At 70.3% G+C, this 18246-nt stretch carries 24 protein-coding genes; 8 read left to right on the top strand and 16 right to left on the bottom strand.

Annotated features, from left to right (window positions below; genetic code table 11):
* The first annotated feature begins 49 nt into the window (after nucleotides 1-49).
* Both ACIQJT_RS18650 and ACIQJT_RS18645 read left to right on the top strand, forming a co-directional pair.
* Nucleotides 50-541, top strand: a complete 492-nt coding sequence (locus ACIQJT_RS18650; RefSeq protein WP_007383738.1) for an inorganic diphosphatase — start codon at nucleotides 50-52, stop codon at nucleotides 539-541.
* A 101-nt stretch (nucleotides 542-642) separates the two neighbouring features.
* Nucleotides 643-2310, top strand: coding sequence for a threonine/serine exporter family protein (locus ACIQJT_RS18645; protein WP_365461120.1), 1668 nt, complete (start codon nucleotides 643-645; stop codon nucleotides 2308-2310).
* 21 nt (nucleotides 2311-2331) lie between these two features.
* Here the strand turns inward: ACIQJT_RS18645 and ACIQJT_RS18640 are convergent, their stop codons facing one another.
* Nucleotides 2332-3234, bottom strand: coding sequence for a DedA family protein (locus tag ACIQJT_RS18640; RefSeq protein ID WP_402644649.1), 903 nt, complete (start codon nucleotides 3232-3234; stop codon nucleotides 2332-2334).
* 133 nt (nucleotides 3235-3367) lie between these two features.
* On the opposite strand from ACIQJT_RS18640, the gene ACIQJT_RS18635 reads away from it, so the two are divergent.
* Nucleotides 3368-3733 (top strand): YbjQ family protein, encoded by a 366-nt coding sequence (locus tag ACIQJT_RS18635; protein ID WP_355750649.1) that lies wholly within the window; start codon nucleotides 3368-3370, stop codon nucleotides 3731-3733.
* 25 nt (nucleotides 3734-3758) lie between these two features.
* Here ACIQJT_RS18635 and ACIQJT_RS18630 read toward each other — a convergent pair whose 3' ends face one another.
* Nucleotides 3759-4520, bottom strand: a complete 762-nt coding sequence (locus ACIQJT_RS18630; RefSeq protein WP_365461116.1) for a MerR family transcriptional regulator — start codon at nucleotides 4518-4520, stop codon at nucleotides 3759-3761.
* Nucleotides 4521-4637: 117 nt separating this feature from the next.
* Between ACIQJT_RS18630 and ACIQJT_RS18625 the strand changes: the two genes are divergently transcribed.
* Both ACIQJT_RS18625 and ACIQJT_RS18620 read left to right on the top strand, forming a co-directional pair.
* Nucleotides 4638-5918 carry an ion channel protein gene (locus ACIQJT_RS18625; protein ID WP_365461114.1) on the top strand — a complete coding sequence of 427 codons (1281 nt, stop codon included), beginning with the start codon at nucleotides 4638-4640 and terminating at the stop codon, nucleotides 5916-5918.
* A gap of 30 nt (nucleotides 5919-5948) precedes the next feature.
* Nucleotides 5949-7355, top strand: coding sequence for a glutamate decarboxylase (locus tag ACIQJT_RS18620; protein WP_365461112.1), 1407 nt, complete (start codon nucleotides 5949-5951; stop codon nucleotides 7353-7355).
* 192 nt (nucleotides 7356-7547) lie between these two features.
* Here the strand turns inward: ACIQJT_RS18620 and ACIQJT_RS18615 are convergent, their stop codons facing one another.
* The 6 genes from ACIQJT_RS18615 to ACIQJT_RS18590 all read right to left on the bottom strand — a co-directional run bounded on the left by ACIQJT_RS18615 (nucleotide 7548) and on the right by ACIQJT_RS18590 (nucleotide 13099).
* Nucleotides 7548-8309 carry an ABC transporter permease gene (locus ACIQJT_RS18615; RefSeq protein ID WP_402644646.1) on the bottom strand — a complete coding sequence of 254 codons (762 nt, stop codon included), beginning with the start codon at nucleotides 8307-8309 and terminating at the stop codon, nucleotides 7548-7550.
* Nucleotides 8306-9268 carry an ATP-binding cassette domain-containing protein gene (locus tag ACIQJT_RS18610; RefSeq protein ID WP_402644644.1) on the bottom strand — a complete coding sequence of 321 codons (963 nt, stop codon included), beginning with the start codon at nucleotides 9266-9268 and terminating at the stop codon, nucleotides 8306-8308. The genes ACIQJT_RS18615 and ACIQJT_RS18610 overlap by 4 nt, the downstream gene beginning before the upstream one ends.
* An 85-nt stretch (nucleotides 9269-9353) precedes the next feature.
* Nucleotides 9354-9995, bottom strand: coding sequence for a PadR family transcriptional regulator (locus ACIQJT_RS18605; protein WP_365461106.1), 642 nt, complete (start codon nucleotides 9993-9995; stop codon nucleotides 9354-9356).
* Between the two features lie 21 nt (nucleotides 9996-10016).
* Nucleotides 10017-10553, bottom strand: coding sequence for a DinB family protein (locus tag ACIQJT_RS18600; protein ID WP_365461104.1), 537 nt, complete (start codon nucleotides 10551-10553; stop codon nucleotides 10017-10019).
* A 116-nt stretch (nucleotides 10554-10669) separates the two neighbouring features.
* Nucleotides 10670-12130 (bottom strand): aldehyde dehydrogenase family protein, encoded by a 1461-nt coding sequence (locus tag ACIQJT_RS18595; RefSeq protein ID WP_402644641.1) that lies wholly within the window; start codon nucleotides 12128-12130, stop codon nucleotides 10670-10672.
* 144 nt (nucleotides 12131-12274) lie between these two features.
* Nucleotides 12275-13099, bottom strand: coding sequence for a helix-turn-helix transcriptional regulator (locus ACIQJT_RS18590; protein ID WP_365461229.1), 825 nt, complete (start codon nucleotides 13097-13099; stop codon nucleotides 12275-12277).
* A 365-nt stretch (nucleotides 13100-13464) separates the two neighbouring features.
* Between ACIQJT_RS18590 and ACIQJT_RS18585 the strand changes: the two genes are divergently transcribed.
* Entirely contained in the window at nucleotides 13465-13965 is a 501-nt protein-coding gene (locus tag ACIQJT_RS18585; RefSeq protein WP_365461100.1) for an ATP-binding protein, read from the top strand.
* A gap of 88 nt (nucleotides 13966-14053) precedes the next feature.
* On the opposite strand, the gene ACIQJT_RS18580 is transcribed toward ACIQJT_RS18585, so the two are convergent.
* The 8 genes from ACIQJT_RS18580 to rpmG form a co-directional block, all read right to left on the bottom strand.
* Entirely contained in the window at nucleotides 14054-14296 is a 243-nt protein-coding gene (locus tag ACIQJT_RS18580; protein ID WP_031042736.1) for a DUF397 domain-containing protein, read from the bottom strand.
* Nucleotides 14297-14444: 148 nt separating this feature from the next.
* Nucleotides 14445-14906, bottom strand: coding sequence for an SRPBCC domain-containing protein (locus ACIQJT_RS18575; protein ID WP_365461098.1), 462 nt, complete (start codon nucleotides 14904-14906; stop codon nucleotides 14445-14447).
* Nucleotides 14903-15271, bottom strand: a complete 369-nt coding sequence (locus ACIQJT_RS18570) for a helix-turn-helix transcriptional regulator (RefSeq protein ID WP_053850660.1) — start codon at nucleotides 15269-15271, stop codon at nucleotides 14903-14905. The genes ACIQJT_RS18575 and ACIQJT_RS18570 overlap by 4 nt, the downstream gene beginning before the upstream one ends.
* 10 nt (nucleotides 15272-15281) lie before the next feature.
* The gene (locus tag ACIQJT_RS18565) at nucleotides 15282-15653 is read right to left on the bottom strand and encodes a VOC family protein (protein WP_402644637.1); all 372 of its coding nucleotides are present in this window, start codon (nucleotides 15651-15653) and stop codon (nucleotides 15282-15284) included.
* Nucleotides 15654-15718: 65 nt separating this feature from the next.
* Nucleotides 15719-15964: a 30S ribosomal protein S18 gene (gene rpsR / locus ACIQJT_RS18560; protein WP_402644635.1), complete on the bottom strand. Its 246-nt coding sequence runs from the start codon at nucleotides 15962-15964 to the stop codon at nucleotides 15719-15721.
* Nucleotides 15964-17142, bottom strand: coding sequence for a CobW family GTP-binding protein (locus ACIQJT_RS18555; protein ID WP_402644633.1), 1179 nt, complete (start codon nucleotides 17140-17142; stop codon nucleotides 15964-15966). Before ACIQJT_RS18555 ends, rpsR begins: the two co-directional genes overlap by 1 nt.
* The gene (locus tag ACIQJT_RS18550) at nucleotides 17142-17390 is read right to left on the bottom strand and encodes a type B 50S ribosomal protein L31 (protein WP_053850664.1); all 249 of its coding nucleotides are present in this window, start codon (nucleotides 17388-17390) and stop codon (nucleotides 17142-17144) included. Before ACIQJT_RS18550 ends, ACIQJT_RS18555 begins: the two co-directional genes overlap by 1 nt.
* Nucleotides 17391-17392: 2 nt before the next feature.
* Nucleotides 17393-17557, bottom strand: a complete 165-nt coding sequence (rpmG, locus tag ACIQJT_RS18545; protein ID WP_019753828.1) for a 50S ribosomal protein L33 — start codon at nucleotides 17555-17557, stop codon at nucleotides 17393-17395.
* A 62-nt stretch (nucleotides 17558-17619) separates the two neighbouring features.
* On the opposite strand from rpmG, the gene rpmB reads away from it, so the two are divergent.
* Entirely contained in the window at nucleotides 17620-17856 is a 237-nt protein-coding gene (gene rpmB / locus ACIQJT_RS18540; protein WP_402644629.1) for a 50S ribosomal protein L28, read from the top strand.
* A gap of 66 nt (nucleotides 17857-17922) precedes the next feature.
* Nucleotides 17923-18228, top strand: coding sequence for a 30S ribosomal protein S14 (gene rpsN, locus ACIQJT_RS18535; protein ID WP_402644626.1), 306 nt, complete (start codon nucleotides 17923-17925; stop codon nucleotides 18226-18228).
* Nucleotides 18229-18246 lie beyond the last annotated feature (18 nt).

Genomic DNA, 18246 nt, shown 5'->3' with positions numbered 1-18246 from the left:
AGGGACACTTAACCACCAGAACTATGTGTTGATCATGGAGGAGTCACCGGTGGAGTTCGACGTCACGATCGAGATCCCGAAGGGTTCGCGGAACAAGTACGAGGTGGACCACGAGACCGGTCGGATCCGCCTGGACCGTCGACTCTTCACCTCGACCGCCTACCCGACCGACTACGGCTTCGTCGAGAACACCCTCGGCGAGGACGGCGACCCGCTGGACGCGCTGGTCATCCTTGACGAGCCGACGTTCCCGGGCTGCCTCATCAAGTGCCGTGCGATCGGCATGTTCCGCATGACGGACGAGGCCGGCGGCGACGACAAGCTGCTGTGCGTCCCGGCGACGGACCCGCGCGTGGAGCACCTGCGCGACATCCACCACGTGTCCGAGTTCGACCGCCTGGAGATCCAGCACTTCTTCGAGGTCTACAAGGACCTGGAGCCCGGCAAGTCCGTCGAGGGCGCCGACTGGGTCGGCCGTGTCGACGCCGAGGCCGAGATCGAGCGGTCCTACAAGCGCTTCAAGGACCAGGGCGGCCACTGAGCCCCGTGTCACGGACGGGCCGCACGCGCACGCGTGCGGCCCGTTCGTGTGCCCGCGCATACTGAGGCTTACGGAATGTGTCGTTCAGGGAGCGTTACGGAGTGACGGAGGCGGAGCACCGCAAGCCGCAGTCGGACGAGGCCAGGAGTTTCTACGACTCCGAGATCACGTCCGAGTTCGCCGTTCCCGACGGGCTCGCGGTGCCGAGATCCGTCGGCGGCGAGTCGGAGACCACGTCCGAGTTCGCGGTCCCGCAGGGGCTGGAGGTCCCGCAGCCGTCGGCCGCCGAGCCGGAGGGGTCGGCGTTCAGTACGCCCCGCACGTACAGCGCGAAGGACGCCCCGCCCGCGTTCACCCCGGCGACCGGCATACCGGTGGTCAGTCTCACCAAGGACCTGCCCTGGCAGGACCGGATGCGCACGATGCTGCGGATGCCGGTGGCCGAGCGGCCCGCGCCGGAACCGGTGCAGAAGTCCGACGACGACACCGGTCCTGCCGTCCCGCGCGTGCTCGACCTGACCCTGCGCATCGGCGAGTTGCTGCTCGCGGGCGGTGAGGGCGCCGAGGACGTGGAGGCGGCGATGTTCGCGGTCTGCCGGTCCTACGGCCTGGACCGCTGCGAGCCGAACGTCACCTTCACGCTCCTGTCGATCTCCTACCAGCCGTCGCTCGTGGACGACCCCGTGACGGCCTCCAGGACCGTGCGGCGGCGCGGTACCGACTACACCCGTCTCGCGGCCGTCTTCCAGCTCGTGGACGACCTCAGCGACCCCGAGACGGCGATCTCCCTGGAGGAGGCCTACCGGCGGCTCGCGGAGATCCGGCGCAACCGGCACCCGTACCCGACCTGGGTGCTCACCTCGGCGAGCGGACTGCTGGCGGGCGCCGCCTCCGTGCTGGTCGGCGGTGGCCCGCTGGTGTTCGTCGCGGCCATGGTGGGCGCGATGCTCGGCGACCGGCTGGCCTGGCTGTGCGCGGGGCGCGGGCTGCCGGAGTTCTACCAGTTCGCGGTCGCCGCGATGCCGCCCGCCGGGATCGGGATCGCGCTCACCCTGGCCCATGTGGACGTGAAGGCGTCGGCGGTCATCACCGGTGGGCTGTTCGCGCTGCTGCCCGGGCGGGCGCTGGTGGCGGGCGTGCAGGACGGCCTGACGGGGTTCTACATCACCGCGTCGGCCCGGCTCCTGGAGGTCATGTACTTCTTCGTGGGCATCGTGGTGGGCGTCCTGGTGATGCTCTACGTCGGGGTGCAGCTCGGGGCGCACCTCAACCCCGACGAGGCGCTGTCGACGCAGTCGCGGCCGCTGTGGCAGATCGCGGCGTCGATGCTGCTGTCGCTGACCTTCGCCGTGCTGTTGCAGCAGGAACGGTCCACCGTGCTGGCCGTCACCCTGAACGGCGGGGTCGCCTGGTGCGTGTACGGCGCGATGCACTACACCGGCGAGTTCTCCCCGGTCGCCTCCACGGCCGTCGCGGCGGGGCTGGTCGGGCTGTTCGGGCAGTTGCTGTCCCGGTACCGGTTCGCCTCCGCGCTGCCCTACACGACCGCGGCGATCGGCCCCCTGCTGCCGGGTTCGGCCACGTACTTCGGGTTGTTGGCGATCGCCGGGAGCGACGTCGTCGAGGGGCTGGTGTCCCTGTCGAAGGCGGCGGCCCTGGCGATGGCCATCGCCATCGGGGTCAACCTGGGGTCCGAGATCTCCCGGCTGTTCCTCAGGGTCGGCTCGGCCGGGAAGCGGCGGGCCGCCAAGAGGACCCGCGGCTTCTGAGGCGCGTCCGGCCGCCGGCTCTCAGTACCCCTGGTTGTACGGGTTCTGCTGGTTCTGCTGCCCGTACTGCTCGTTCTGCCCGCCGTACTGCTGGTTGCCGTAGCCCTGCGGGTACTGCTGGGCGTAGGGCTGCTGTTGCTGCGGCTGCTGCGGCTGCTGTTGCTGCTGGCCGTAGTACTGGTCGTAGCCGTGGTGCGGCTGAGGGGGCTGCTGGCGCTCGTCGTGGGACGGGACGCGGCGGAGCTGGGTCGTCGCGTCGTCCATCGGCTGGTACTGCTGCTGGGGCGGGGTCTGCGCCGCCGCCCGCTTCTTCTTGGAGCGCTCGCGCAGGTACTCGATGATGATCGGGACGACCGAGACCAGGACGATCAGGACGAGGATCGCCTCGACGTTCTTCTTGATGACGTCGATCTGGCCGAGCCAGTAGCCGGCCAGGGTGACGCCGGTGCCCCAGGCCACACCGCCGATGACGTTGTACGTCAGGAAGGTGCGGTACTTCATCCGGCCGGCGCCGGCCACGATGGGGGCGAAGGTCCGCACGATCGGCACGAAGCGGGCCAGGACGATGGCCTTGGGGCCGAACTTCTCCATGAACTCGTGGGCCTTCTCCAGGTTCTCCTGCTTGAAGAGCCTGGAGTTGGGGCGGCTGAAGAGCCTCGGCCCGAAGAACTTACCGATCATGTAGCCGACCTGGTCGCCGAGGACGGCGGCCAGCACGATGAGCGCGCACACCAGCCACAGGGGCTGGCTGATGAAGTTTCCCTCGGCCACGAAGAGACCCGCCGTGAACAGCAGGGAGTCACCCGGCAGGAACGCGAAGAGACCCGACTCGGCGAAGACGATCAGCAGGATTCCGGGGAGGCTGAAGGTCTCGATCAGATAGTCGGGGCTGAGCCACTCGGGGCCGAGCGCGAGCATGGTCACGGGATTGTGGCTCCTGCGTGTGGGGACGGGGCTGGGACTGGCTGCCCTCAAGTATCAACGCAGCCACGGTGGCCCAGGTTCCATGGGGGTCCCCAGGATGCACCGTGCGCCCTCCGGGACAAAGCTGGGAGCCATGGGTATTGACGAATACGGCGGCGGCCAGGGGCCCCGGCCGGACGTGCTCGTGGTGACCACGAACGACGTACCCGGTCACCGGGTGCAGGAGGTGCTGGGCGAGGTCTTCGGGCTGACCGTGCGCTCCCGGCACCTCGGCAGCCAGATCGGTGCGGGCCTGAAGTCGATGATCGGCGGTGAGCTCAGGGGACTCACGAAGACGCTGGTGCAGACCCGCAACCAGGCCATGGAACGCCTCGTCGAGCAGGCACGCGCGCGTGGGGCGAACGCCGTGCTGATGTTCCGCTTCGACGTGACCGAGGCGGCGGACGTCGGCACGGAGGTGTGCGCCTACGGCACGGCGGTGGTGCTGACCCGGGAGTAGGACCCCGGCCCCCGGGTCAGGCGCTCTAGGCGGTGTGCCGGGCCGCGTTCGCCCTGATGGCGTCCCTGAGGTGCTCGGCGAGACCGGGGCGCATGGAGTCGTAGAACGCCTTGAAGCGCTCGTCCGACACGTACATCTCGCCCAGGCCCTGGTGCATCTCGTACGGGCAGTCGTAGAACCAGCCGCAGATGTGCTGCCGGTGCTCCTCCGCCATGTCCATGGCCGCATCGGAGTCCGGCGTGTCACCGGCGGCCATCAGGGCGTCGTAGCGCTCGCCCCAGTCGGCCACCTCGGCCTGCATGCGCTTCCAGTCCTCCTTGGTGTACCGGGCGGCGCGGCGCTGCGACTCGGCGTAAGCCTCCGTGCCGCCCCAGCGCTCCTCCGCCTCCTGCGCGTACTGCTCCGGGTCCTTGTCCCCGAACACCTCGAACCTCTCCTCAGGTGTCAGATCGATGCCCATCGTGCGTGCCTCCATGGCGTGCTCCACGGCCGTCGCCATCTTCTGGAGCTTCTCGATCCGGGCGGTCAGCAGCTCGTGCTGGCGGCGCAGGTGCGCGCGCGGGTCCGCATCCGGGTCGTCGAGCAGGGCGGCGACCTCGTCGAGCGGGAAGCCGAGCTCGCGGTAGAACAGGATCTGCTGCAACCGGTCGAGGTCCTCGTCGCCGTAGCGCCGGTGGCCCGCGTGGCTGCGCTCGCTGGGCACGAGCAGGCCGATGTCGTCGTAGTGGTGCAGTGTGCGCACCGTCACACCGGCGAAGCCCGCGACCTGTCCCACGGAGTAGCTCACTTCGTCCGCTCCCTTCTCGGTACGCGCTCCACGGTGGCTCCTCACGTCGCGTGAGGTGCAAGCCCGGCACGGACACCTCCGGATGTCCCGTCCGTTATGTCCGCATATCGTGAGCCCGTGGCCCAGGACACCGTGCAGCAGGCATCCGCCCCGGCGACCCCGGCGCGCGCCCTGCTGCCGTTGATCCTCCCCGCTCTCCTCGTCGGGGTGGGCGCGAGCCTGCTGTTGCTCGGGGTGAGCGCCGCGGCCGAGGAGTTGCAGCACGTGCTGTGGCGGAACCTGCCGGACGCGCTGGGGGTGGGCCGGTACTCCGTGCTGTGGATGCTGGTCGTGCTCACCGCGACCGGGGTCGCCGTGGGGCTGGTGGTGTGGAAGGTGCCCGGGCACGCCGGTCCCGATCCGGCGACCACCGGTCTGGACGCTCCCGTGCTGCCGCCCGCCGTGCTGCCGGGGCTGCTCCTGGCGACCGCGCTGATGCTCGCGGGCGGGCCGAGCCTGGGGCCCGAGAACCCGATCATCGCGGTGAACGTGGGGCTCGCCTTCTGGCTGGGGCGCCGGTTCATCCCGCGGATGCCGGGCGGGCTCTGGCCGGCGCTGGCGGAGGCGGCGACGATCGGCGCGCTGTTCGGCACGCCGGTGGCCGCGGCCCTGGTGATCTCCGAGGCGCTCGCAGGACGGCAGCTCAGGGGCGCGCTGTGGGACAGCGTCTTCGGGCCGCTGCTGGCGGCCGCGACCGGCGCGCTGACGACCACCCTGCTGGCCCACCCCAGCTTCGACCTGCATCTGCCCCCGTTCGGGGAGCCCGGCTGGGGCGATCTGCTGGCGGTGCTGGTGATCGCCTCGGCCGCCGCGCTGCTCGGCATGGCGGCCGTGCTGGCCTTCCCCTACCTCCACGGCGCGTTCGCGCGGCTGCGGCACCCGATGCTGGCCCTGCCCGCCGGCGGGCTCGTCCTCGGGCTGCTCGCGGCCCTCGGCGGGCATCTGACGCTCTTCAAGGGGCTCGACGAGATCGGCGAGCTGGCGGCCGACCCGGAGGGCTGGACCGCCGGGGAGTTCGCCACCATGACGGTGGTGAAGCTGGCCGCACTGCTCGTCGCGGCCTCCTGCGGTTTCCGGGGCGGCCGGATCTTCCCGGCCGTGTTCGTCGGCGTCGCCTTCGGGCTGTGCGCCCACGCGCTCGTGGACGCCGTCCACCCGGCCCTCGGCGTGGCCGCCGGGGTGCTGGGCGTGTTGCTCGCCGTCACCCGGCAGGCCTGGGTGAGTCTGTTCACCGCCGCCGTGCTGGTGGCCTCGCCCACGATCCTCGCGCTGCTGTGCATCGCCTCGCTGCCGGCCTGGCTGCTGGTCACGGGGCGGCCGCAGATGCAGTTGCGCGCGGACGGAACCCCGGTCCGCTGACCGACGTTGATCCCTTCAGGAGGCACGCCCATGCCACTGCACAAAGGGCCCGAGAAGCCCGACGAGCGTCCGCTGTCCGTCAATCCCTTCTACGGCGCCGCCGACCCGGTCGGCGGGATGACCGAGGCCCCGCCCAAGCACCGGCTGCCGGGCGCTCCCCTGCCGCCGTCGACCGCCTACCAGGTGGTCCACGACGAGCTGATGCTCGACGGCAACTCCCGGCTGAACCTCGCCACCTTCGTCACGACCTGGATGGAACCGCAGGCCGGGGTCCTGATGGGTGAGTGCCGGGACAAGAACATGATCGACAAGGACGAGTACCCGCGCACCGCCGAGCTGGAGCGACGCTGCGTGGCGATGCTCGCCGACCTGTGGAACGCACCGGACCCCTCGGCGGCGGTGGGCTGTTCGACGACCGGGTCCAGCGAGGCGTGCATGCTCGCGGGCATGGCCCTGAAGCGGCGCTGGGCGCAGCGCAACGCCGGCCGGTACCCGGGGGCGCGGCCCAACCTGGTCATGGGGGTCAACGTCCAGGTGTGCTGGGACAAGTTCTGCAACTTCTGGGAGGTGGAGGCCCGTCAGGTGCCCATGGAGGGCGACCGCTTCCACCTCGACCCGCAGGCCGCCGCCGAGCTGTGCGACGAGAACACCATCGGGGTCGTGGGCATCCTCGGCTCCACCTTTGACGGCTCCTACGAGCCGATCGCGGACCTGTGCGCCGCCCTGGACGCCCTCCAGGAGCGCACCGGCCTGGACATCCCGGTGCACGTCGACGGGGCGTCCGGTGCCATGGTCGCGCCCTTCCTCGACGAGGACCTGGTGTGGGACTTCCGGCTGCCGCGCGTGGCGTCGATCAACACCTCGGGGCACAAGTACGGCCTGGTCTACCCCGGTGTCGGCTGGGCGCTGTGGCGGGACAAGGAGGCACTGCCGGAGGAGCTCGTGTTCCGCGTGAACTACCTGGGCGGCGACATGCCCACCTTCGCGCTGAACTTCTCCCGGCCCGGGGCGCAGGTCGTCGCGCAGTACTACACCTTCCTGCGGCTGGGCCGCGAGGGTTACCGGGCCGTGCAGCAGTCCACCCGGGACGTGGCCCGGCGCGTCGCCGACCGCGTGGAGGCGCTCGGCGACTTCCGTTTGCTGACCCGCGGCGACGAACTCCCGGTGTTCGCCTTCACGACGGCCCCCGAGGTCCGGGCGTACGACGTCTTCGACGTGTCCCGGCGGCTGCGCGAGCGGGGCTGGCTGGTGCCGGCGTACACCTTCCCGCCCAACCGCGAGGACCTGTCGGTGCTGAGGGTGGTGTGCCGCAACGGCTTCTCGACCGACCTGGCCGACCTGTTCGCGGAGGACCTGGAACGCCTGCTGCCCGAACTGCGCCGCCAGCCGCACCCGTTGACGAGGGACAGGGACGCGGCGACGGGCTTCCATCACTAGGCTCCGCGAGGGCGACACATCCCGGCCGTGCCGCCGCGGGACAGGAGAACCGCCGGGGAGGTCATCGGCGGTTGCAGGAACGGGAGGTCGTGGCCGTCGGTTCAGGGGGTTGCGCCCTTCGCGCGAGGCGGCGACACGCCGTCGGCCGGCCCGACGGCACCCGGTCCAAGCCTCCCCCGGCTGCCCCGCGTTCTAGCGGCTCAGCCGGGCGAACCTCCTGACCGCCAGCGGGAAGAACACCGCCAGCAGCACCAGCGGCCACACCACCGCCGCCCACACGTGTCCCGGTTCGCCGCCGGGACCGCCCACCAGGTCCCGTACCGCCGTCGCCGTCCGGGACATCGGGTTCCACTCGACGACCGTGCCCAGCCAGCCCGGCATGGAGTCGGGGGTCGCGAACGCGTTGGACAGGAAGCCGACCGGCCAGACCAGGATCTGCACGGCCTGCACCATCTCCGGTTTCCCGGCGACCATAGCGAGGTGGATGCCGATCCAGAGCATGGCGAAGCGGAACAGGAGCAGCAGGCCCACCGCGGCCAAGAGGCCGGCAGGACCTCCGTGGACCCGCCAGCCGATCGCGAGGCCGACACCGGTCAGCACGGCCAGGCTCAGCGCGGACTGGAGCATGTCGGCCGCCGAACGGCCCACCAGGACCGCCCCGTTGGCCATCGGCATGGACCGGAAGCGGTCGATCACCCCCTTGTCGAGATCCTGCGTGACGGCGATCATCGTCGCCTCCAGCCCGAACGCCATGGTCAGCGCGAGCATCCCCGGGACCAGGTAGTCGACGTAGTCCCCGTCGACACCGCGGCCGCCGCCGACGAGATAGCCGAACATCAGCAGCAGCATCACGGGGAAGACCAGGCCGATGACGACCCGCACCGGCTGCCGTGCCCAGTGGGCGAGTTCGCGCCGGGTCATGGTCCAGGAATCGGTCAGCGCGTACGTGCTCACACGGTCTCCTTCACTCGGTTCTCGTCACCGGTGAGGTGCAGGAACACCTCGTCCAGGGTGGGCCGGCGCAGGGCCACGTCCTCCGCCTCGATCCCGGCCGCCCCCAGGGCCCGTACGACCTCGGAGAGCGCCGCCATCCGGTCGGTGACCGGGGCGCTGAGCAGTCTGCGGTCGGGGTCGACGGAGACGTCCTCCGCGGGCACCGGCAACAGGGCGAGGGCCGCGCCCAGTCGGCCCGCGTCCCGCAGGACCACGTCGATGCGGTCGCCGCCGGTGCGTGCCTTCAGCTCGTCCGGCGTGCCGTCGGCGACGACCCGGCCCCCGTCGACGAGGGAGATCCGGTCGGCGAGCTGGTCGGCCTCCTCCAGGTACTGCGTGGTCAGCAGGACCGTCGTACCGCCGCCGACCAGGGAGCGGACCGCGGCCCACACCTCGGCGCGGCCGCGCGGGTCGAGGCCGGTCGTGGGTTCGTCCAGGAACAGCACTTCCGGGTCGCGGATCAGGGAGGCGGCGAGGTCCAGGCGGCGCCGCATGCCGCCGCTGTAGGCGCGGACCGGTTTGCGGCCGGTGTCGGCGAGGCCGAAGCGCTCCAGGAGCTCGCCGGCGCGCACGCGCGCGTGGCGGGCGCCCAGGTGGTAGAGGCGGGCGAACATCTCCAGGTTCTGGCGGCCGCCGAGTTCCTCGTCGAGCGCCGCGTGCTGGCCGAGCAGACCGATGCGCAGCCGTACGTCGTAGGCGGCGCGCTCCACGTCGTGGCCCGCCACCTCGGCGCGGCCCTCGTCGGGGCGCAGCAGGGTGGACAGGACGCGGACCAGGGTCGTCTTGCCCGCGCCGTTGGGGCCGAGGACGCCGTGGACGCTGCCGCGCGCGACCCTCAGGTCGAGTCCGTCCAGGGCGGCCTTGTCGCCGTACCGCTTCCGCAGGCCTTCCGCGACGATCACATCGGTCACGTCGGTCATCGGGCACCCTCCCAGGGATTTCAGATGTAGTCAAACTTGACTACCTGCCCAAGGTAACGCCGCCGATCGAACTCGTCAAACTTGATTAGTCAGCGTCCCCGGGGTGTCGCTCCCCTGTCGCGTACGGGTTCTCCTCACCCTCGGCGAGGACGCCCACGAACGGATCGCCCTCCCCCGCGAAGGTGTACGCCCCGTCCTCGATGCGGGCGATGAGTCCTTCGGTCCACTCGGCCTCGGCGTCGGCCGTGTGGATCCAGAGGTTCATGATCTCGCCGATGTGCCCGAGCTGCTGCGGCCCGTCCTCGGGCACGTAGTGCTCGGTGACCGCGGAACGCCACTCCTCGATGCGCCGGACGCGCTCCTTGAGCAGCGCGACCGCCTCCGCGCGCGGCAGGTCGACCATGAAGCCGATGGCCGCGGACTTCATGTCCATCTTCTGGTCGTAGGAGGTCAGCGCCTCCCGCACCAGCCGCAGGTACTCCTCGGTGCCCGTGTCGGTGATCTCGTACTCGGTGCGCGGCGGGCCGCCGGCCGTGGACGGCGCGATCTCGTGCGCGTGCAGCAGCCCCTGCTTCGCCATCTGCTTCAGTGCGTGGTAGATCGAGCCGGGCTTGGCGTTGGACCACTCGTGCGCGCCCCAGTACTCCAGGTCGTTGCGCACCTGGTAGCCGTGGGCCCGCCCGTGCTGGCGCACCGCGCCGAGCACGAGGAGACGGATCGTTGACATGCGGTCCAGGTTATGGCTTCCTCACTCCGCGGCGAGCGCCACCAGCTCGAACGCCGTCCTGCCGTCCAGGGACTCGCGGATGATGTCGGCGTGGCCGGCGTGCCGGGCCGTCTCCCGAATCAGGTGCAGCAGCACCCAGCGCACGGAGACGCGGCCCCCCGGCGGGAACCAGGGCTGGTCCGGGAGCGGGAAGGTGTCGTCCAGGCTCGGCACCGAGCGGGCGAACGCCTCCGTTGCGGCGGCCACCTTCTCCCAGTACGCCAGCTGCGAGGCGACGGTCTCGTCACCGACCAGGGCGAAGCACTCGTGCCAGTTGGACGGCTCCCGGTGCACGGCCGGCTCCTCGCCCCTGGCCCGGGCGATCCAGCTCTGCTCGACCTCGGCCACGTGCTTGAGCAGCCCGCCCAGGGAGAGTTCGCTCGCGCTGGGCTTCGCGGCCGCCTGCTCCTCCGTCAGCCCGAGCACCGCGCGCCGGATGCCGCCGCGCTGCTCCTCCAGGAAGGCCAGGAGCGCGCCGCGCTCGTCGCCGTACTCCTCCGCGGGAACGTGAGTGACCATGACAGCCGCCTTTCGTCGGGCTCGGGAGGGGCTTCCCCCCGACACCCGCGAAACTACGCGCCCTTCAGGACAGGTTCTGTCCTGAAGGGCGCGTGGCGGACGTCGTGCCGGAGAGATCAGAACGGGAAGCGGCTCCGGCCGTGCTGCACGGAGATCCACTTGGTGGTGGTGAAGGAGTCCAGCATGGTGTCGCCGTTCAGGCGGCCGATGCCGGACTGCTTCTCGCCGCCGAAGGGGACGATCGGCTCGTCGTGGACGGTGCCGTCGTTGACGTGGAACATGCCGGTCTCGATCTGCTTGGCGAAGGCGACCCCGCGCTCGATGTCGGCGGTGTGGACGGCGCCGCTGAGGCCGTACGGGGTGTCGTTGACCAGGCGGACGGCCTCCTCCTCGCCGTCGAAGGTGACCAGGAGGGCGACCGGGCCGAAGAGTTCCTGCTTGAGGAGCGGCGAGCCCGCGGGGAGGTCCGTCAGGACGGAGGGCTCCACCAGGTTGTCCGTCGCGGTGCCGTGCACCAGCGCGGTCGCGCCGTCGGCGATCGCCTGCTCGACGGCGCCCGTGATGGCGTCCGCCTGCGAGGAGTTGATGACCGGGCCGATGACGGTCTCCGGGTCGCGGGGGTCGCCGGTCTTCAGGCTCCTGACCTTGGCGACGAACTTCTCGGTGAACTCCCCGGCCACCGCACGGTCGACCAGGACACGGTTGGCGGCCATGCAGACCTGGCCCTGGTGGACGTACCGGCTGAAGACGGCGGCGTCGACCGCGTAGTCGAGGTCGGCGTCGTCGAGGACCACCAGGGCGCTGTTGCCGCCCAGTTCGAGGACCGAGCGCTTGAAGTTGGCGGCGCAGACGGTCGCCACGTGGCGGCCGACCTTGTCGGAGCCGGTGAAGGAGATGACCTTCGGGACCGGGTGCTCCAGGAAGGCGTCCCCGATCTCGGCGATGTCGGTGATGACGACGTTGAGCAGACCGCCGGGCAGCCCCGCGTCCTCGAAGATCTTCGCGACCAGGGAGCCGCCGACGATCGGCGTGTTCTGGTGCGGCTTGAGCACGACGGCGTTGCCGAGCGCGAGCGCGGGGGCGACCGACTTGATCGACAGCAGGAAGGGGAAGTTGAAGGGGCTGATCACGCCCACGACACCGACCGGCACGCGGTAGACGCGGTTCTCCTTGCCGTCCACCGGCGAGGGGATGATCCTGCCCTCGGGGCGCAGCGCGAGGTTGACCGCCTCCCGCAGGAACTCCTTGGCGAGGTGGAGTTCGAAGGCGGCCTTCAGACGGGTGCCGCCGAGCTCCGCGATGATCGCCTCGGAGATCTCCTCCTCGCGCTCCTCGATCACCCGCAGCGCCTTCTCGAACACCGCGCGGCGGGCGTAGGGGTTGGTCCCGGCCCACGCCTTCTGCGCCCGGGCGGCGGCCCGGTACGCCTCGTCGACCTCGTCGACCGTGGCTATGGTGATCGACGCCAACTTCTCGTTGTCGTACGGGTTGAAGTCGATGATGTCCCAGGAACCGGTACCCGGGCGCCACTCACCGTCGATGTACTGCTGGGCCAGGTCGGTGAAGTACGACGACATGTGATCCCCAAATCACTAGCAGACACACGATCAACGTCACGGTCTGATCACACGTCATCGTACTTGCGCGGCACGCCAGTTGGGCACGCTGAGCAATCTTCTGGGGAGAACCCTTGGTGGGGTGGTGGAGATCTCGCGGACGTCTCAGGAGAGCTGGAGGAGTCCGCGCAGCAGGTCCCGGCTCTCGTCCGGGCCCGGACTGTCCTGCTGGAGCTCCTTCATCGCCTTCTCGTACTGCGTCACGTCCTCGCGCTTGTCCAGATAGAGCGCGCTGGTGAGCTGCTCCAGGTAGACGACGTCGGTGAGGTCGGACTCGGTGAAGCTGAGGATCGTGAAGGCGCCGCTCTCCCCGGAGTGGCCGCCGAAGCCGAACGGCATGATCTGGAGCCGTACGTTGGGGCGTTCGGAGACGTCGATGAGGTGCTGGAGCTGTCCGCGCATCACCTGGCGGTCGCCGTACGGGCGGCGCAGGGACGCCTCGTCGAGCACCACGTGGAACTCGGGGCCGCTGTCGTCGGCCAGGTACTTCTGCCGCTCCAGGCGCAGCGCGACGCGCTTCTCGACGTCCGCCTCGCTCGCGCCCTGCATACCGCGCCGTACCACTGCACGTGCATACGCCTCGGTCTGCAACAGGCCGTGGATGAACTGCACTTCGTACACGCGGATCAGGGAGGCGGCGCCCTCCAGGCCCACATAGGTGGGGAACCAGCTCGGCAGGACGTCGGAGTAACTGTGCCACCATCCCGCGACGTTGGCCTCGCGGGCGAGGGAGAGGAGCGAGGCCCGCTCCTGCTCGTCCGTGATGCCGTACAGCGTCAACAGGTCTTCCACATCACGCGTCTTGAAGCTCACCCGGCCCAACTCCATCCGGCTGATCTTCGACTCCGACGCGCGGATCGAGTAGCCCGCCGCCTCGCGCGTGATGCCCTTTGCCTCACGCAGTCGCCTGAGTTGCGAGCCGAGCAGCATCCGCCGCACCACCGATCCGGGCTCTCCCGCGCTCACGTTCGCCAGCCTCCCCAACGTCTTCAGGGGCCGAAGTCTGCCACTAAAACACTCCGAGCAGTACTCGTCCGATTACAGATATGGAAAGAAGCCGAAGTTTCTGCACAGGGCCGGGACAGACAGTGGGAAGGAAGAGGCAAGAAACAGTGGAGAAGATGGCGGAAAAAATGGCCAACAAGCGGTACGGGTAGGCGCAATTCGGTCACGTGCACGTGCATCTGCACCTTGCATCTGCATCGCTCATCCGAAACCATGGTCCCGCGCAACCGCTGCATCGCAACGACCGCGAGTTCCCGGGAGTGCCTCGCATGGGGATGAATGGATCGACCATGCTCGAGCCGTTACGGCAGGGCCTTCCGCCGCTGGACCCCGCGGCCGTGTCCGACGCCGCCTCCTGTTCCCTGCCCGCCCGCTACGAAGCGGTGGGCGACGCGCGGAGGTTCACCCGCAGAACGCTCGACCAGTGGGAGCTGAGCGACCACTTCGACGACATCTGCCTCGTCGTGTCCGAACTGGTCACCAACGCGCTGCGGCACGCGATGCCGGCCCACGGCGCGCACTGCGCCGAGCAGAATCCGCCCGTGCGGCTGCACCTGATGCGGTGGACCGGGCGACTGGTGTGCGCGGTACGCGATCCCAGCCAGGAGAGTCCGGTCGCACGCGACTCCGAGGACTTCTCGGCGGAGTCGGGGCGCGGGCTGTTCCTCGTCGACTCCTTCAGCGACAGCTGGGGGTGGCACCCCATGACGGGGACGCTGGGCGGCAAGGTGGTCTGGGCGCTGTTCCGGCTCCGGCCGCACACGGGTCCTGCCACGGCGTCCACCGAGTGAGGAACCGCGGCGTTTTACGACGCCGCGGTTCTACGCGCGTCACTCCGCGCGCGGTCCCGGTCACCCCGGGTCACCGGGGTGACCGGACTCAACCCGCGATCAGGTGGTCGAACTCGCCGTCCTTGATGCCCAGAAGCATCGCCTCGATCTCCGCGCGCGTGTAGACGAGCGCGGGGCCGTCCGGGAAGCGGGAGTTGCGCACCGCGACTCCCCCGTCCGGCAGGCGCGCGAACTCCACGCAGGAACCCTGCGAGTTGCTGTGCCTGCTCTTCTGCCAGGCCACCCCGCGCAGATCCGTGGCCGTCATGCCGTTGTACACGTCGAGGTCCACAGGTCGCTCCCCGGTGGTGCGGTGGCCTTGTGGCCAGTGATGCAGCTGTCAACTAGTCCGGATCATAGCTCTGTTCACGTGCAGATGCATGAGCAGATGCACGTGCACGAGGGGTGTTCCTGCGGTTACAGATGTGACGACCGGGTCGCTAGATGCGTTCCATCGTCTGCCCCAGCGCCCGCATCACATGCGTCCGCCAGCCCCCGTCCATGATCGTCCGGGCCATGAGCTGAGCGGGGTCGCCGGGATCGAATCCCTCGTGCACTAGGAAGAGACGCGTACCGCGCCCTTCCTGTTCCACCTTCCATGTCACGGTCCAGTCCGCGGAGTTGGCCGGGTCGGCGTCGGTCCACCGGAGTCTGAGCATCCGCTGCGGCTCGTAGGCGAGGACCTCCACCTCGACGGTGCCCGAGAAGTTCGAGTTCGGCCGCGGGACCGAGGTCATGGTGTACCGGTGTCCGACCTCCAGCCGGAACGCCTCCGCCCCTTGCATCTGCCACTGCACGAGCAGCTCGGGCTCGGTGAGGGCGCGCCAGACCTTGGCGGGCGGGTGCGGGAAGAACTGGTCGACGCGGATGACCGTGAGGTCGTCGTCGGGTGCGTTGCTCATGTCACGTCATCGTCGGGCATGCGGTCGAGCAGGGCGCCCAGCTCCTTGAGCCGGCCGCGCCAGAACCGCTCGTACGGATGCAGCCAGTCCTGCACCTCGGCCAGCGGGGCCGCCTCCAGCCGGTAGATGCGCTGCCGGCCCGAGCGCTGCTCGGAGACGAGGCCCGCCTCGCGCAGCACCCTCAGATGCTCGGACAGACTCGGGCGCCGCATGTCGAAGTGGTCGGCCAGGGCCTGGACGGGCTGGGGGCCGCCGTCGCGCAGCAGCCGCAGCACCTCGCGACGCACGGCGCTCGCGAGCGCGGCGAAGACGCGGTCCGCGTCGGCCTCGGTGGTCCCCGCCTCGACGGCTCCCGGTGCGGTCATGCCGGCCTTCCTACTGGTGTGCCTCCGTCAGCAGCATCAGACCGTTGCCGTCGGGGTCCGTGAAGGAGGCCATGCGGCCCCACGGGAGATCGTCGGGCCCCTGCACGGGGGTCCCGGCGTCCGCGAGGCGCGCACAGTCCGCGTCGACGTCGGTCGTGACCAACATGATCCCCCGGGCCGAGCCGGGCTCGAAGCCACCCATGCCCGGACCGGAGAGCGTGAAGACGGTCTGCGCACCCTCGGGGGCCACCTGGAGCCAGCGCCCCTGGGGCAGGTCCCGGTCGGCGGTGACGGTCAGACCGAGGACGTCGGTGTAGAAGCGCAGGGCGCGGTCCTGGTCGGAGACGGGGAGGGTGACGAAGGAGGCGTGCGTGATGGTCATGCCCAGGAGAATAGGTAGGAGATTCCCTACGCGTCAACCGTAGGGAATCTCCTACCTATGAGTCCTCACCTGCTGGAGTACGGCAGCAGGGCCATCTCGCGGGCGTTCTTGATGGCCCGGGCGAGCTGTCGCTGCTGCTGGGCCGACACGCGGGTGACGCGACGGCTGCGGATCTTGCCGCGGTCGGAGATGAACTTCCGCAGCAGGTCGGTGTCCTTGTAGTCGACGTAGGTGATCCCGGCCACGTCCAGTGGGTTGGGGCGGTTCTTGGCGAGCTTGCGGTCGGGCTTGCGGTCGGAGTTGCGAGGCATCAGACCTCCAGGAGGGTGTCGAAGGCGGGCGGGAGGCGTTTCCAGGCGTCGCGGCCGGCCGCGTACTCGGCATCGGTCAGCAGGCAGGACTCCAGGAGCCGTTCGAGTCCGTCGCGGTCGAGGCCGGGCGAGGTGAAGACGAGATGCTGGCAGCAGTCGCCGTGCTCCGGGTGCCAGTCCAGCGCGGCGGCCGCCCGGCGCACCGGCGGGACCATGTCCCAGGCCGCGTCGGGGAGCGAGGCGAGCCACGGACCCGCGCTCTCCACGCACAGGGCGCCCCCGGCCGCGTCCCAGTGCAGCAGCACGTCCGGCTTGTCGGCGAGCCAGAACCGGCCCCGGCTGCGGGCTGCGGCGCAGGTGATGTCCTCCAGCGCCTCGTACAGCCGCTCCGGGTGGAAGGGCCGGCGGCGGTGCCAGACGAGCGTGGCCACACCGTGCGCGTCGGCCTCGGCGGGCAGCAGGGCACAGGCGGGATGCTGGGCGGCCGCGGCGGACTCCACGTCGAACCCGGCGAGGGCGGCACGGGCCAGGGGCGAGTCGGCAGAAGGCCGTACCGGATACCGGGTGCCCGCCCCGTCGGTCGGTGCGACGTCCCGGACGGGCACCTGGCGGGCCGTCGGGTGGAGCTGGGCGAGGAGTTCACGGTCCTCCTCGTCGGCCTCCGGGGAGTCGAGGACGGCGAGGACGGGGGCGTACTCGAGCTGGCGGGCGAAGGTGTCGGCCACCGTGCGCTGATCGGTGGCCGCGGCGGCGAGACCGCGCTCGGCGAGGTCGTCGCCGTTGCCGAGGTACGGCAGCACGAGCGCCGGGTCGACCGCGGTGACCACTCCGGTGACCGTGAGGCCGCCGGCCGCGACCACCTCGGCCATCGCCTTGGGCTCGACGGAGTCCCACAGCTCGACGACCGCGAGGCGCAGCGTCCCGGCCGCGTCCAGGCGGCGCAGCTCCGGAACCAGGTCGTCCCGGAGCGCGCAGCAGGCGCAGTCGTTGACCAGGGGGGCCTCGCCGGCGGACAGGACGCCGGTGGCGTCGCGGATCGTGCGTACGACGGTGCCGGCCGCGGCCGTCGCCAGGTCGTGGTGGAGGACGACACTGCCGGGTACGTCGGCGAGCAACTGCCGGACGGCCGCCTTGCGCGCGTCGGCGTGCAGCCCGCCGACGATCACGACGGAGAGCATCAGCCCTTCTTTCCGTACCGGCGCTCGAAGCGCTCGACCCGGCCCGCGGTGTCCAGGACGCGGGCGGTGCCGGTGTAGAAGGGATGGCTGACGTTCGAGATCTCGACGTCCACGACCGGGTAGGTGCGGCCGTCCTCCCACTCGATCGTCTTCTCGCTCGTCATCGTCGAGCGGGTGAGGAAGGCGTGGTTCGCGGCGCGGTCGCGGAAGACCACGGGGCCGTACGACGGGTGGATTCCCTCGCGCATGGTCAGCGCTCCTCTCGGAAGTCGACGTGGCGGCCGACGACCGGGTCGTACTTCCGCAGGGTCATACGGTCCGGGTCGTTGCGGCGGTTCTTGCGGGTCACATAGGTGAAGCCGGTCCCAGCCGTGGACCGGAGCTTGATGACCGGGCGGAGTTCGTTGCGTGCCATGCTGCTATCTTACTGAAAATGAATTCCATTTACACAACTGCTCCGAGAGAGGTGCATCACCCGTGTCCGCCCACTGCATGCTGACCGGCGCCCGGCCCGGCTTCGGCAACCGGATCTCCCGCTCCCACCGGCGCACCTCGCGCCGCTTCGACCCCAACATCCAGTCCAGGCGCTACTGGCTGCCGAGCGAGGGCCGCCACGTGCGGCTGCGGCTGAGCACCAAGGGCATCAGGACCGTCGACTCGATCGGCGTCGAGGCGGCCGTGGCGCGGATCCGCGCGCGCGGGGTGCGGGTCTGAGGGCCGACGGTTCGAGGTCCGAGGTTTCGAGGGTTCGAGGTCTGAGGGTTCGAGAGGGGAACCGGTATGGCGAAGAAGAGCAAGATCGCGAAGAACGAGAAGCGCCAGGAGATCGTCGCGCGGTACGCCGTACGGCGGGCCGAGCTGAAGGAGATCATCCGCAGGCCGTCGTCCACGGACGCCGAACGGCTCGCGGGCCAGGAGGAGTTGCGGCGGCAGCCGCGGGACGCGAGCGCCACGCGCGTGCGCAACCGCGATCAGGTGGACGGGCGGCCGCGCGGCTACTTCCGGGCCTTCGGGCTGTCCCGGGTGGGACTGCGCGAGCAGGCGCACGCGGGGCATCTGCCAGGTGTCCGCAAATCGTCCTGGTAGCCCTCACGGGTGGTGCTG

It is taken from the genome of Streptomyces sp. NPDC091972, from assembly GCF_044756385.1.
Lineage (GTDB): Bacteria > Actinomycetota > Actinomycetes > Streptomycetales > Streptomycetaceae > Streptomyces.
The sequence above is the reverse complement of the archived record's forward strand: the minus strand, read 5'-3'. Positions and strand labels throughout refer to the sequence as shown.

Excerpts from the sequence above, each read along its gene's own strand:
- ACIQJT_RS18635 (WP_355750649.1), top strand. The coding sequence starts at position 3,368 with ATGGGTATTGACGAATACGGCGGCGGCCAGGGGCCCCGGCCGGACGTG.
- ACIQJT_RS18620 (WP_365461112.1), top strand. The coding sequence starts at position 5,949 with ATGCCACTGCACAAAGGGCCCGAGAAGCCCGACGAGCGTCCGCTGTCC.
- ACIQJT_RS18610 (WP_402644644.1), bottom strand. The coding sequence starts at position 9,268 with ATGACCGACGTGACCGATGTGATCGTCGCGGAAGGCCTGCGGAAGCGG.
- ACIQJT_RS18605 (WP_365461106.1), bottom strand. The coding sequence starts at position 9,995 with ATGTCAACGATCCGTCTCCTCGTGCTCGGCGCGGTGCGCCAGCACGGG.
- ACIQJT_RS18600 (WP_365461104.1), bottom strand. The coding sequence starts at position 10,553 with ATGGTCACTCACGTTCCCGCGGAGGAGTACGGCGACGAGCGCGGCGCG.
- ACIQJT_RS18595 (WP_402644641.1), bottom strand. The coding sequence starts at position 12,130 with ATGTCGTCGTACTTCACCGACCTGGCCCAGCAGTACATCGACGGTGAG.
- ACIQJT_RS18590 (WP_365461229.1), bottom strand. The coding sequence starts at position 13,099 with ATGCTGCTCGGCTCGCAACTCAGGCGACTGCGTGAGGCAAAGGGCATC.
- ACIQJT_RS18585 (WP_365461100.1), top strand. The coding sequence starts at position 13,465 with ATGCTCGAGCCGTTACGGCAGGGCCTTCCGCCGCTGGACCCCGCGGCC.
- ACIQJT_RS18575 (WP_365461098.1), bottom strand. The coding sequence starts at position 14,906 with ATGAGCAACGCACCCGACGACGACCTCACGGTCATCCGCGTCGACCAG.
- ACIQJT_RS18570 (WP_053850660.1), bottom strand. The coding sequence starts at position 15,271 with ATGACCGCACCGGGAGCCGTCGAGGCGGGGACCACCGAGGCCGACGCG.
- ACIQJT_RS18565 (WP_402644637.1), bottom strand. The coding sequence starts at position 15,653 with ATGACCATCACGCACGCCTCCTTCGTCACCCTCCCCGTCTCCGACCAG.
- rpsR (WP_402644635.1), bottom strand. The coding sequence starts at position 15,964 with ATGCCTCGCAACTCCGACCGCAAGCCCGACCGCAAGCTCGCCAAGAAC.
- ACIQJT_RS18555 (WP_402644633.1), bottom strand. The coding sequence starts at position 17,142 with ATGCTCTCCGTCGTGATCGTCGGCGGGCTGCACGCCGACGCGCGCAAG.
- ACIQJT_RS18550 (WP_053850664.1), bottom strand. The coding sequence starts at position 17,390 with ATGCGCGAGGGAATCCACCCGTCGTACGGCCCCGTGGTCTTCCGCGAC.
- rpmG (WP_019753828.1), bottom strand. The coding sequence starts at position 17,557 with ATGGCACGCAACGAACTCCGCCCGGTCATCAAGCTCCGGTCCACGGCT.
- rpsN (WP_402644626.1), top strand. The coding sequence starts at position 17,923 with ATGGCGAAGAAGAGCAAGATCGCGAAGAACGAGAAGCGCCAGGAGATC.